The sequence below is a fragment of the Lentibacillus kapialis genome (assembly GCF_014646635.1).
GTDB lineage: Bacteria > Bacillota > Bacilli > Bacillales > Amphibacillaceae > Lentibacillus > Lentibacillus kapialis.
The window spans coordinates 1-12932 of record NZ_BMNQ01000074.1; the positions used below are offsets into that span (position 1 = coordinate 1).

13 protein-coding genes and 2 pseudogenes are annotated in these 12932 nt (G+C 34.0%); all 15 read right to left on the minus strand.

Annotation, left to right across the window (positions count from 1 at the left end):
- Positions 1 to 144: 144 nt before the first annotated feature.
- A pseudogene (locus IEW67_RS18605) lies at positions 145 to 294 on the minus strand (group II intron reverse transcriptase/maturase); the annotation flags it as partial.
- A 405-nt stretch (positions 295 to 699) separates the two neighbouring features.
- Positions 700 to 867 (minus strand): annotated as a pseudogene (locus tag IEW67_RS18245) (group II intron reverse transcriptase/maturase); the annotation flags it as partial.
- Between the two features lie 147 nt (positions 868 to 1014).
- On the minus strand, positions 1015 to 2025 hold the full coding sequence (locus tag IEW67_RS16400) for a tyrosine-type recombinase/integrase (protein ID WP_188634166.1): 1011 nt from the start codon (positions 2023 to 2025) through the stop codon (positions 1015 to 1017).
- Positions 2018 to 2539 (minus strand): tyrosine-type recombinase/integrase, encoded by a 522-nt coding sequence (locus IEW67_RS16405; protein WP_229671908.1) that lies wholly within the window; start codon positions 2537 to 2539, stop codon positions 2018 to 2020. The genes IEW67_RS16400 and IEW67_RS16405 overlap by 8 nt, the downstream gene beginning before the upstream one ends.
- Before the next feature lie 509 nt (positions 2540 to 3048).
- A complete protein-coding gene (locus IEW67_RS16410; protein WP_188634156.1) occupies positions 3049 to 4299 on the minus strand; it encodes a M16 family metallopeptidase in 1251 nt (416 codons plus the stop codon).
- A gap of 30 nt (positions 4300 to 4329) precedes the next feature.
- A complete protein-coding gene (locus tag IEW67_RS16415; RefSeq protein ID WP_188634157.1) occupies positions 4330 to 5034 on the minus strand; it encodes an ATP-binding cassette domain-containing protein in 705 nt (234 codons plus the stop codon).
- 12 nt (positions 5035 to 5046) lie between these two features.
- A complete protein-coding gene (locus tag IEW67_RS16420; protein WP_188634158.1) occupies positions 5047 to 5802 on the minus strand; it encodes an ABC transporter permease in 756 nt (251 codons plus the stop codon).
- Positions 5803 to 5854: 52 nt separating this feature from the next.
- Positions 5855 to 6961: a YcaO-like family protein gene (locus tag IEW67_RS16425; protein WP_188634159.1), complete on the minus strand. Its 1107-nt coding sequence runs from the start codon at positions 6959 to 6961 to the stop codon at positions 5855 to 5857.
- Between the two features lie 50 nt (positions 6962 to 7011).
- Positions 7012 to 8049, minus strand: a complete 1038-nt coding sequence (locus IEW67_RS16430) for a YcaO-like family protein (protein WP_188634160.1) — start codon at positions 8047 to 8049, stop codon at positions 7012 to 7014.
- Positions 8036 to 8860, minus strand: a complete 825-nt coding sequence (locus IEW67_RS16435; RefSeq protein ID WP_188634161.1) for a nitroreductase family protein — start codon at positions 8858 to 8860, stop codon at positions 8036 to 8038. Before IEW67_RS16435 ends, IEW67_RS16430 begins: the two co-directional genes overlap by 14 nt.
- Positions 8853 to 9731, minus strand: coding sequence for an McbB family protein (locus tag IEW67_RS16440; RefSeq protein ID WP_188634162.1), 879 nt, complete (start codon positions 9729 to 9731; stop codon positions 8853 to 8855). The genes IEW67_RS16435 and IEW67_RS16440 overlap by 8 nt, the downstream gene beginning before the upstream one ends.
- Before the next feature lie 59 nt (positions 9732 to 9790).
- A complete protein-coding gene (locus IEW67_RS16445) occupies positions 9791 to 10018 on the minus strand; it encodes a hypothetical protein (protein ID WP_188634163.1) in 228 nt (75 codons plus the stop codon).
- Positions 10019 to 10519: 501 nt separating this feature from the next.
- Entirely contained in the window at positions 10520 to 10720 is a 201-nt protein-coding gene (locus IEW67_RS16450; protein WP_188634164.1) for a hypothetical protein, read from the minus strand.
- Entirely contained in the window at positions 10717 to 11472 is a 756-nt protein-coding gene (istB, locus tag IEW67_RS16455; protein WP_188634165.1) for an IS21-like element helper ATPase IstB, read from the minus strand. Before istB ends, IEW67_RS16450 begins: the two co-directional genes overlap by 4 nt.
- Positions 11469 to 12779 (minus strand): IS21 family transposase, encoded by a 1311-nt coding sequence (gene istA, locus IEW67_RS16460; protein WP_229671906.1) that lies wholly within the window; start codon positions 12777 to 12779, stop codon positions 11469 to 11471. Before istA ends, istB begins: the two co-directional genes overlap by 4 nt.
- Between the last annotated feature and the right edge of the window lie 153 nt (positions 12780 to 12932).

The following is a 12932-nucleotide window of genomic DNA, read 5'->3' on the forward strand; positions in this document are numbered from 1 at the left end:
GCTTCTACGCTACCAGTTGCCCGATACCGCATGATTCCGGACTAACCGAATGAATAGGAAATTTTCGGTGTGAGTACGTTTCAACTCACTAGAAATGACGAGCTTTCAGCTCGCGCAGTCGTCTGCATAGCGGACGATATATCAATGTTTTAAGTTCGATTGTTTCATTGCATTGTATCTGCCAGCATACGATTTATATGTCTTTCGTGTTTCAAAGTTTTCCCATTGATGGCTGACCCACCAGTCCAGTTCATTTAAAACGATATTAGACAATAAGGGAGATAAAATGCCTCCTTATGCAAAGTGATCCGTTATGCAAAGTAACCTTCATAAAGCCTATAAGTACAAGGTTTTTATTCCATTTACTTTGCATAATGTCAGAGTTTCTTTAATTCAGAAAATCAAGAAATCAGTGCTCATTGCCTTTATTTAAGTCAGGATAGTTCTGTCCTTTCAGATCTATGCCTGGAAAAACAACGTACATAATAAATGAGAATTACTAAGTTATAGCATTTCCTGCTTCATCACATAGATCATTCAGTATTCTTTTGCACGAAGCATTTGAGACTTACGCGCTTTTTTTACACTTCGGATATTATGCGAAGAAAATTATATATGATCATTGAAATATAAGGATTTTAATCGATTACTTTGCATAATTACTTTCTTTGCATAAGGCGGCTTATGCGAAGCTTTGCATAAGCCGCCTTGTGGTGTGCCTTTCACCGGGAAGCCTTCTCCAATAATTTCAGCCTTTAGAAGCCGTGAGATAATGGAGAGCAATGCCTTATCCCGTATGCCAAGTGACCACATTTGTTTTAATAGTTTGGCATGATCAACATTGTCAAAAAATCCCTTTATTATCACTTGCTGGCGATAATTAAGGTTATCACCAGTTTGTGATTACCCCCAGTAGTACTTGGTCTCCCACGGTACTTTCAAAGCCAATAACCGTAAAATTAACTTAAACGGTTGAAGCAGTCAGATTCCAACTGGGGATAATCATTTGTGGAGTTACTTTACCATTCCTTTAAGCCTTCTCAGGATGTCAGGGTCTTTCCATGACGAAACCGTTTCTTCAGGAGCGTCCTTAAAAATTAATTTTCCTGCTTCTTCCACTGCTATGGACATTGCTTCTGAGCCAGTGTCAAGATAGGCCTCTGTAGTCTGAATGGATTCATGCCCCAGAAACCTCTGGATGACCGGAAGACTGGCTCCATTCAAAAGCATGTGTGTTGCCTTCGACCTCCGGAGAATGTGCGGTGATACCTTTTTACTTTCAAGTGTTTTTTGTTTTTCTAATGCGGTTTCTGCATACTTTTTCAGTATGTAATCAATACCAGAATCTGATATCCTGTTCCCACATCGATTTTTAAACATGGCGCCATTTTCAAGGTTAAATTTCTGAATGTACTCTTTGATCAGCTTTACGGTGTGTTTGGTCAGATATATCCTGCGGTATTTGGAGCCTTTTCCGAATATCACGACTGAGTTTTCTTTTCCGAATGAAAAGTCCTCCATATTCATCCGGACAGTTTCATCCACCCTCGCTGCGGTATCATACATGACATGGATAAGGATATAGTGTTTAAAGCCTGCCTTAGTGGATATATCTATGGATTCAAGCAAAGCTTGATATTCTTCAATAGTAAGGAAATGCTTTTTGGGCTTAGTTGCGTTTTTGTTTTTGATTTTCTTTGCATCAATATATGCATTGGCATAAAGTGGATTAACTTCCGATGCAAAAGCAAGGAATGCCACCAGCGCTGCCCTTCGAAGGTTCCTTGTTGCCACGGAAACCCTTCTCTCGATTTCAATGTATGATAGAAATGATTTCATGTTCTCTTTACTAAAATGCGTTACATCAATGTCTTCGATACCGATACTGCGAGTTTCCTTTAGCCAGACGACATACTGCTCTATGGCTGAGTAGTAAGCACGAAGTGTCTCCGATGACATCCCGGCTTCACCCTTAACATAAGAGACCACATAGTGTTCAAGCATTCCGGGGAAAGTCTTATTCATCAAGATCATCCACCTTTTCATCAAAAATGGATGATACAAATGAGGTGTAATCTTCCATTTTTTCTAGAGTGTTCTGGAATAGTTCGCTGGTTAACCACAAATACTCTTGTGTGCCATAAATGGACTGGTGTCCCATGAATACTGAGAGCGACATGAGGTGAACATTAATATCATCCGGCATCTGTGACAGTTTTTGAAGAGAATGGACTGCAAATGTCACCCTTATATCATGCATCCTCGGACCAAAACTCTTCCCCTTATGTTCTATGCCCGCACCATTCAGGAAACGCCTGAAATAGGTATATGCCCTTTTGATAGATACGCGTCCATCATTATGAACGGAACCGGTATCAAAAAAATAAACATCCGATGTTTTACAGCTTTTGGTTTTTTTCAGATACATGTTACAGGCTTGAGCTAGCGAATTGGAAATGGTCACTATGCGATTGTTGTCATTTTTAGCATGGTTAATATGGATAACTCGCTGTTCATGTGTGTTTTTATCTAATCCCATTATACCATACAACAGGAGGCTTTTTCCTATTTTATCCCCGATTTTTACCGCTTTTTCTGGACTTTCATGGCAAAACTGCGCTCACATTTTACGTTCTCAAACCTTATCGTGATTTTTACGGAAACTCGAATTAAATTCCTTTTACAATTTATGTCCATAAGAAACAGGGAAAAATTCATTCTATTATACTGTAAAACAGCACATTATCCCAGTCCTAAGTTTCTCCTCTTTAAGCTTTAGATTGTCATTACCCGAATAATAATAAACGTCAGTAAGAATACAAAAATAAAAATAATAGCTCGTTTCATAAATTACATCCCCTAGCAATGCAAATTTGTAATAAATCTGTTTATATTTGTACTATACTTTATAAAAAGTGACAAAAACACTGTCTTTCGTCATGATTTATATCTACCTCTTGTGACTTTGGTCATGCTTGTTCAATGCGCATGCGCAATTATGTAAATTTTTCGGCACTAAGGGGCAGAATCACTGTCCCTCAGTGTTAGTCATACGTTGTTTGTGCCGGAAGAAACAAGAGAGAATTGTCCTGATTCAAAAATTTCATGTAACATATCATTAACCGTCTTTATATCTAGGTTGTTTAGTTTATCTTCAAAGTTATCATAATGTTTTTCTCCAAATAGTGCCTCTCTTCCATAAAAAAACATTCTGTCTAAAGTATTCTCCAATTCAAATACAAATGCGCTTCTAAGCCCTTTCTTTGCACTGATAAACAAATCGTTAGGGATACCATTTTTAGTTATGCTTTTAATAGTTTGGTTGATTAAGTTTAGCACTTCGTTCTCGTTATTAGGATTGGTGGCAGTAACCAATCCTAATAACCCTCCCCCTTGAAAAATTATAGGGTAAGAATATAAGGAATAAACATATCCTCCTTTTTCACGCAGTGCTTGATTTAAAATGGCCATTCTGCTGCCAGACAATGAGTAATTTATAATTTCCAAAGGAAGTAATTTGTCAAATTCAAAACGTGAAAACCCATTGTAAAGATGGCAAATATATGATTTATTTGCTTTATTATTTTTTTCACGAAAATCCCCATAATTGAAATTTGGTTTTACTTCATTTATATTAGTTTCATTGGTTTCTTTAGTTGATATAATAAATTTATCTGATTGAGTGCTTTTAATTTTACTTTTAAGGTCATTTTTAAGAGTTTGAATTCTTTCAGGTTCAAAATTACCTGAAATTGAAATGACAATATTAGAGGGATCATAATGTCTACGATGATATGAATAAACATGGTCTAAGTTTATATTACTTAGTGATTCGTAGCTTCCTAAAATATCATAAGAAACAGGGTGGTTTCTTGTTGCTATAAAAAGAGCTCTATCTTTAACTTTCTGCATTATATTATCCTCGTAATGCAAAATTTCTTCATTTATAATCTTTTTCTCAATAAATAAATCTTCTTCTGTAAAAGAGGGATTGAAAACATAATCAGATAATAAAGAAAAAGCTTCATGAAAATCTTCTTTTAGTACCTTTGCATAATAACAAGTGAATTCTCTCCCTGTGAACGCGTTATACTTTCCACCTATTTTCTCAAAGTAATTATCCAACTGTACTTTATTGGTACCTCTAAGTATTACATGTTCTAATAGATGCGAAATGCCATTTTCATCTATTTCCTCATTTACAACTCCCACTTTCACCATAAAAGAAAAACTTACAATATCTTTTGTAGATACAGGGTCAAGTACAAATTCAGGTTCACTTTGTGTAGTAGTTAGCACAACTAATCCTCCTTTTTAAAATTTTTCGTCCTAATTTGTAAGATTTTTAAAACAAACATTAGGGTCTTTATTGCCACCTTTAGTCAAAAATTCATCATAATTACCTCTAAAAATAATTTCTCCTTCGTGCAAAAGAAAAATATTCCCATTAATTTGTTCAAGGTCATGAAGGTTATGCGTTGATAATACAACTATTCTATGAGATAGGTTTTTAATTTGATTTAAAATAGAGATTTTAGAATTGGGGTCTACCCCTGAAGTTGGCTCATCAAAAATATAAACTTTTCGATCGATTTTGCAAAAACTTGAAATCATAAGCCACCTTCTCTCCCCAGGAGACATTTTGCCTAATTCCATGTCCCATACGCGCTGTGATTTTTTTATTTCATTTTCGTCTGAATCAGGATTTAGTAAAGTTTCATACGTGAGAGATTGACCTTTAAATTGAAAATCGCTTTTCAATATTAGACGAGCGACATCCCTCCCCTTCAAAGTAGGCAATAGCCCCATCCCTTGCACTTGATATAAAATATTATCTGATTTTTTAATCCCTGTTATTTCGCTAGGTCGAGGTATAACACCAGCAATTAAGTCAAATAAAGTTGTTTTTCCAGCCCCGTTCAAACCTAAAATTACATTGATATTCCCTGATTCTAAAGTGATTGAAACATCTTTTAAAGCTGCTTCGCTTGCTTTAGAATACGTGTGATGTAAATTTTTAATTTCAATGTCCATTAAGTATTCTCCTTACGATCTTGTTTTTATCGTAGCAATTTTTATCCTGGGCAAAAAATAAACTCCAATAACAATATACAAAGCTAAAAGTAAAAATATGGACACAATCGGAAATTCAACATTTAAATTATAATTAAATAGCTGATTTAATAAAATTTTAGATAATTGCTGCGTTAACTCTACTGGGTTTAATAATAATAAATACGACAAGAAACTTTCAGAATTAAAGAAAATCGTGGTCAAAAATAATAAGGGAAATATAATAAGGGTTACTAATGATGATATAGTCTCTTGTTTTATAGGTAATGACGGGACCCAGGATAAATATAAACTCAAAGGCAGTGTTATTATTATCAAGGTTAAGCATGAAACGAGAGTAAGTTCTGCTAAGGAACCCCCAAATGCTATTACCACAACTGAACAAAATATTATTAATGACACAAAAGTAAAGATAAATTGTGATATTACATTACCGATAAAAATAGGTATGATTGAATTACTTATAAATTTAAATTGTTTTAAAAACCCTTGTTCTCGTAATTCTATTTGATTAACAGCCACACCGTTAATAACACTCATAGAAATTATGTACCCCCACCACATCGCAATCACTGACAAAAGTTCGTGACTTGAAGGAGATTCATCTAGCCATTTACTGTTACTAATAAACATTAATATTATGGGTAGTATTAATGTTATGATTGTACCAATCTTATTGCGAAAGGCAATTTTACTAAATAATTTTGTATATTCTAATAGCATATTCATTCTATCAACTTCTCCTTAAGATTATTTTATACTTGAATTTATCTTATACGTTTTAAGGAAAAGGCAAAAACTTCCCTTTATTAGGGGTGAACTCTCTTTCTAATAAAGTAATATTCTTTGTATTTATAATTTCAGTTTTCATGTGTGGAAAACCATCATTAGTTAAAAATTTCGCTATCTTTATAGGTGTATGTTTAATTCTCGACGGAATGTAAGCCATTTTTATATCTATCATTAATTCATTACCAATTTTTCTGATAAATCTTGTTAATTCTTCAACATTAACTGGTTTGTATTTTTTATAGTCCTCTAACTGGGAAGATTCGAATAAATAAGAATACTCTTTTAACAGATTGTCCTTATTAAAATACTTCATAAAGTATTTTAAATAATATTGAGGATCCCCCTCTTCCAAAGGCGTATTAAAAGAATAATTTTTTTCTACGTCATTATGTTCATATTTGTTTTTTTGATTTCCAAAAAACTGGAACATTTCATTTAAAGTGCTCAAAAAAGCGTCTTCTGCTTCCCAATCTGCTGCTAAACCTATTCCGATGTTTTTTTTCCCTACACCTATACTTAGAATTACAAAAACGTTGGATGATAAAGAAATATTGAAAGAATAAATATTATCAACATAATTAGTTACTTTATTAATTGCTTTTATCGTACTTTTTTTATCGAAAGTGGAGATATTTACTTTTTCTCCTTCTTTAGCTGTAAGCCAATTAAAAATAATACTTTGTCTTTCTATAAACTCTAAAAAACCTGATTCTATAGAATAGAAAGAATTAGTATGAGAACCAACACCACATGTATCGTTAAACTCTGGATTTTTTCCTTTGAAAAGATGGCTGCCATATGTTAATAAAATTCTTTCCAAGGGCATTTTTTCAACATAATCATTCGTAATATCATATGCTAAAATGCTATTTTTAGAAAAACTGACACTGTTTAAATATAGGCTAGTTCGTTCTAAATGTTCCCCGAATGCTGCTTTTAATGCTTTTTTTATGGAAGGGGATACCGCTGCTCCATTAATGCCCGTTTTCCCAGACGATGATATAATAACATTTGTATAATCGTCATTTTGAAATATAGAACGAACGACTTGTAGTTGATTGATTAAAAAAGGAACGCCTCGTTTCACCTTATACATTAAAAATTAACCTCCGTTCAAATCTATATTGAAGCTTTTTATTTTAAAGACTAAACAAAAATGCAATCGGGTTGATTAGATAAATTATCCTGGGATAATTTAATTGTATTTTTATTGATATCGTTACGTAGATTCAAATATCTTTTTATTGGGACATGATTGTATAAACTTTTGCTGAAGACTTTTACACAAATTAATCTCGAATCAAATTCTTGCTTTAAATAAATAAGATGCAGATCTTTCACCCAGTTTGGACAGGCATCAATTAATCCTTGCAAACTGACATTTTTGTTTTTAGTCATTTTAGTTATTTGCCTTACTTTAAATTCGGGATAGTTAGACAGTTTCTCAATTGCTTGTCTGTGTTCAAAATAGTTGTCATTACCTTCTTGATTAATCATTTTATTTACAATATCAAGTGACTCATTTTGGTAAAATAATAAAAAACACTCCTTCAATGATTTTTTTTGCGCGTAAATAAAGTTTGAATGAAATCCTAATCCAGCAGAAATGATAGTGCCTTCCATTTGAATTATAGTTAAGACGTTGTAATATGGCGAAAAATAATTATTAAAAAATTGAGCTATTTGGTAACCAGATCGTATGATAAACTGCCAATATTGATTGTTTTGCAACGGATTGTCAGCAATTTTATAGCCAAGATTACCATACCAAAATAAAAATAAAGAATTCTTTTCTAATAACTCGCTTAATGCATTCTGTATTGCGACTTTAGAATCAAAATGAGCTGCAGATCCAGTTGTATCAATGGGAAAATCATGTCTTAAGCTATATGTTGTGAAATGATAAGGAAGAACGGAGGGTTCTTCTTTTAATAAATCAAAAGTGTTAACAAGTTCATTTTTTTGTTTTAATCCTCCCATCATTATAGCTCGACGTTCTACCATTTCCGAGTATGATTTCATTACAGAAGCAAATTTATTATCTCCAATTGCATTAGCAGAATCTGGATTGGAAAATCCTTCTTTGATAACTGAACCAATTCTGGAAAATGAAACAAAAAAATTATCTTGATTAAATATATTTGAAGGAATATTAAATGTTTTACCTCGTTCAGAGTGAATCATTGGATAATTCTCCTTTAATTCCAAACCACTGTGCTATTACGAGAGGAGCGTCTCTTACATTGAGACCAACCATCTTAGTTAATAAGTTGTCGTTATATCCCGACCATAAGCATTGCCCCCAATTGGTTATTTCATCTTCATTTAAAGCATCTATAAAAGATTGGGATATTAAACCTGCCTCAATTAAGCCATGTCGATAACCTCGCAGTCTATATTTTGTAATAGATTTTTTTATATCCATGGAATATACCATAGCAAGATTAGAAAGAGGGTCTCCATGGGGGTGAATTGCCTTTTTAACTTTCGTCAATTCTTCGGATTCCCACGCTTTTAGTTGGATAAGAGCATTCCTATCGCCATCATAAAGATAAGAACCGCTTTCTTTTATGTCTGTTATTGCAGATGAAGAAAACACTAATAATATGGGTAATATTGGATACAGCCCCCCAGCAGAAGGATAATTCTTAGAGCCATTTTCAGATCTCCCAAAAGATTTGTTAAATATTCTAGTTATAGAATTAATAGAGACGGGTTCATCTTTAACAAAGTTTCGATGGCTACCGCTGTTTTCTTTTCTAACTGCCTCAGACAAATATAATATTTTTGGACTGTTACTCGGGATTGTGTCGCGATTTTCAACTTTTTTAGCCCAATCTAACATATTCATTGTAAAAGGGTTCGTTTTAATTTCAGACCCTAATAAGAAATTAGTTGATTGATGAAACCTTAGTACTTCCTTTAAAATATTTTGAGATAAAGCTTCTTCTTGAAAAAAATCACTTAGTAACCGTTCATTAACAAATTTATTCATAACAATCACACAGCTCCCAATGAAATACATAATCCTTCATAGTATCCATATTCTTCAAATCTAACATTGTGGATTGTTGATATTCCTCTGGGAAAACCACCTCAGAGTGTTTTAATTCTACAAACTTGGATAACCAATTTATTATTTTTGAGAAAATGGTGATCATCTGGTTATAATTTACAGGATAATATAAATCAAACGATTCTATTTCTGAATAAATAGAATCAATTATGTTTTGATATGTATAATTACCCGTTGTTTTAATCCGTAATTGAGCCTCTATATTTTCAATGTGACAAATGTGACATGGGTTCTGCCAATCTCCGCAATAGATAGTATCCATGTAAAAAGCATCTCCGTACACATACGTCATTAATAATTTTCCTGTAGTATTTAATTTAAAGATATCACGTATTTTTTTTGCATACCTTTTGTTATAAGGATTCAAGAAAATAACAAATAAGTCATTCTCTTTAAATTTGGTTTCCGTAATTTCTTTCTCGTTTATTAAAGATACGTTGGTAGTATTTCCTCCCTTATTTTTAAAATCGTTAAAAAGATTATTCATTGCCTTATCATTGCTATATAAAAATATATTTTGTATATTAAAATTAATAATATGATCTTCTACATCTTCTATAATGCCGTATTCTTCTAAGAAATTTATCAATTCAAAAGTATCATTTTCAAAAATTTTAAAGATATCATTTGCTTTCACTTGAGTTACTAGTCCTTTTTCCCATTCTTTAATTAAAGATATTAATCTATTCTCTTTTATCCTAACTACACCAGAAGCATTTTGAAGAATAAGCTCATTAGGTTTTTCATGGAAAATAAATTTATTTACTTTGAATTCTTTAGTACCTTCCATTAGCCACCCTTCCAATCCTATTTTTTCGGACCCTCTATTCAGTGAGGGCCCGACTACTTTTAACTATTAAAATTATTTTTTTCATGCGGAACCATATTAGTAGAACCGCCTCCTCCTCCACCGCTGGAGGAACTGCTACAAGCACTGCCCCCATCAAAGAAAACTTCTTCCGATTTATCAGAAATCAAAGCACCTACACCAAATTTTTCTCCAGATTTATCCTTTGGCGGGATAACATCTTCATACTTAACTGCTACTTTAGCATGTTTTACGTCTTCGTTATCCATGTAATATTCCACCTCCTTTTAAAACAGTAGATTATAGATTAATTTTCATATTAACGTGAATTAATCTATATTTTTTAAATTATCATTTTTTTCACTTTTTGTAAATATACTAAAATTAAATAGCTAAATAGTCCTAATAAACATCTGAACGTGGACATTTAATCATTTAGAGTTTTTGTTTCAGAGCGGCGTTTGGTCCTAAATCGTCAGCAATAGGTAAGCGTTTGAAGGTTATCTCCAGCTTTTTCTTCAGGTAAAAGGGCACACAATTGGTGGCCTCAACCCCACAGAAACCGGCGTACATCCCCACACCAGGCTCTTCAGAAATGGTTTCACAGCCGTATGAGTATTGCGGACAGAATGAGCCACTAGTGCGGAGTTTTGAGCCACCATTTGCGGAAAATAGAGCCAGTGAATGCGAAGAAGAGAGCCACTAATTATTATGAGAGAAAAATAGGCAGCCATCGAAACAGTTTTACTCTATTCCAATGGCTGCTGATTTTATCTAAACTGTTTATCTTCTAATTGCTGATCAATAATCTCAATTGCCCAACGAACCAGTTCATCATGATCCAAATCCTCTTCCTCAGACCATATGCATGTGGGTAATAGCCTATCTTCAATTTTAAACATTACCTCATCAGGTAAATACATGCGAAAAAAGTAGTAAGCTATACGGTTTTCAACTTCTATTGGGATCATTTAGATGCCCCCAAACCATGACGTTCTCTCATAGAGACTTCACCATCAACTAGAATTTTATAGGAATCATGTACAATACGATCAAGAATCGCATCTGCCACCTGTGCTTGCCCCAACTTCGAATGCCAACCTTCCGGTGAGAATTGGGAACAGAATATAGTAGATGCTCTCTTTAATCTCGACTGAATAATTTCCAAGACGTGAAGGGCATTTTCCTCTGTAAGCTCAGTTAATAACCATTCATCAAGTATTAATAAATCAATCTTTTTGTATTTTTGAATGATCTTTCGAAAGCTGCCATCGGCTTCATACTTTGCGACAGCTAATTCATCAAGTAACTCTGGTAATCTAATATACTTTACTTTGTAAAATTGGCGACACGCGTGAACACCAAAGGCATTAGATATCCATGTTTTTCCGTTCCCTGAAGCCCCCATTAAAATAATGTTATGGTGATTTTGAATATAGTTACCCGTTGCTAACTCTAATATTAAATTCTTGTCCAGGTTGCGATCAGGATGATATTCTATATCTTCAATAGCTGCCGTAGGCTCATCAAAGGTCGCCTGTTTGATTAATCGTGCTAGTCTGTTTGATTTCCGGCGATCATACTCATAATCTACTAAAAGATTAAAACGATCATCGAAGTCCATGTCATTATAATTTTTGTTCTGATTTTGTTGCTCATATAATTCTGCCATTGCACCCATTTTCATTTCGGTTAATTTACGTAATGTTTCCTGGTTTATCATTTTTTGTCCCCTCCAAAGTATTCAGCACCACGAGTAAATCCATGATCATTGGTATTATTTTCTTGATTATCGATATTTGATTTTTGCTTACGCTTCTTGCTTCTATCTAATACTCCCTTTAAAACAGAAATTGTGGGATTTGTTGATATTTCAAGTAATGTATGTGTTGCTTTCTCGAGTTCTTTCTTTGTGTGTTTTGTTGATAAATTTCTTAGTGTGCTAAGAATATTTAATGCTTTCTTTTCTGCATTCATTTCCAAGATGTAAGAAACAAACTGCACCATAGAAGGCCCGATTGTTTCTGCCCATTTACGATTATTTTCAGGGTTATGTTCCAGGTATAATCTGTGATTATCAGGCATGTGATCCGTGTTTGTTGAAAACTGACCAACTTCCCCGTTTAATCGTTTATGCGATGCAATTCGTGTTTCTTTAAAGTAAACTTCAATTAGATCCGTAGTTAGTCGAACATCGACTTGTTCACGGACGTAATCATATGGAACGGAATAATGCATTCGTTCAACTTGGATGTGGTAGTTCAGTTGAACTTTTGCTGTTTTCCATTCCGAAAGTTTGTAACGTGTTTGAGGAAGCTGTTGAAGGCGGGATTTCTCTTCTTCCTCAAACACCTTTTTACGTGAACCCGGGCGTTTTTGAAAATCACTTGTATTGATTTCTTCTAGCTTTTCTAAGATTCGCTGATTTAAATCCTCTATGTGAAAACATTGATAGTTTCTCAACGAAGCGATAATCTGACGTGAAATATAGCCAACTGCTCCTTCAACACTCGGCTTATCTTTAGGCTTCCGGACACGGCTTGGGACAATGACTGTACGATAATAATCCGCCAGTTCACGATAGGCTTCATTGAGAAGGGGTTCACTTCGCAGTACTTTTGTAACCCCTGTTTTTAGGTTATCTGGTACCAAGGTTTCAGGAACTCCACCAAAGTATTCAAATGCATGAATATGAGCGATAAGCCAATTAGGTGATTTCATATCTAAGAATGCTTCCACGTAACTTAATTGACTGTAAGGCAAGGTCGCAATAAAAATATATGCCGGAATCGCTTCCCCAGTAGAACGATCCATAATATGCAATGTCGAACCAGCCCAATCCACTTCCATAATTTCACCTGGTTTTCTCCGAATTGGCATCGTTAATTTATATTTCTTCGCATACTTTCCATACTTCTCACAAAAGGTTCTGTAAGCATAAGGAATTTTCCCGCCCTCACGTGCTTCTGTTGCGTACTCATGATGCAATAAGGCTAAGGTTACATTCTTTTTCTGTAACTCCTTATGCACCCCCTCCCAGTCAACTGGGAAATAACCTATAAATGCTACTCTAAGAATGTACAGAAATGATTGTTTAAAAATGTACAGTTTGGATGATTAACTGCATAATATTCCTGAGGTGATATTGTGCACATCCAAGTGAGTGTAAATACAGATATAGAG

Bases quoted from the DNA above. Each gene is read 5' to 3' on its own strand.
- IEW67_RS16400 (WP_188634166.1), bottom strand. From the start codon at position 2,025: ATGAATAAGACTTTCCCCGGAATGCTTGAACACTATGTGGTCTCTTAT.
- IEW67_RS16405 (WP_229671908.1), bottom strand. From the start codon at position 2,539: ATGGGATTAGATAAAAACACACATGAACAGCGAGTTATCCATATTAAC.
- IEW67_RS16415 (WP_188634157.1), bottom strand. From the start codon at position 5,034: ATGGACATTGAAATTAAAAATTTACATCACACGTATTCTAAAGCAAGC.
- IEW67_RS16420 (WP_188634158.1), bottom strand. From the start codon at position 5,802: ATGAATATGCTATTAGAATATACAAAATTATTTAGTAAAATTGCCTTT.
- IEW67_RS16425 (WP_188634159.1), bottom strand. From the start codon at position 6,961: ATGTATAAGGTGAAACGAGGCGTTCCTTTTTTAATCAATCAACTACAA.
- IEW67_RS16430 (WP_188634160.1), bottom strand. From the start codon at position 8,049: ATGATTCACTCTGAACGAGGTAAAACATTTAATATTCCTTCAAATATA.
- IEW67_RS16435 (WP_188634161.1), bottom strand. From the start codon at position 8,860: ATGAATAAATTTGTTAATGAACGGTTACTAAGTGATTTTTTTCAAGAA.
- IEW67_RS16440 (WP_188634162.1), bottom strand. From the start codon at position 9,731: ATGGAAGGTACTAAAGAATTCAAAGTAAATAAATTTATTTTCCATGAA.
- IEW67_RS16445 (WP_188634163.1), bottom strand. From the start codon at position 10,018: ATGGATAACGAAGACGTAAAACATGCTAAAGTAGCAGTTAAGTATGAA.
- IEW67_RS16450 (WP_188634164.1), bottom strand. From the start codon at position 10,720: ATGATCCCAATAGAAGTTGAAAACCGTATAGCTTACTACTTTTTTCGC.
- istB (WP_188634165.1), bottom strand. From the start codon at position 11,472: ATGATAAACCAGGAAACATTACGTAAATTAACCGAAATGAAAATGGGT.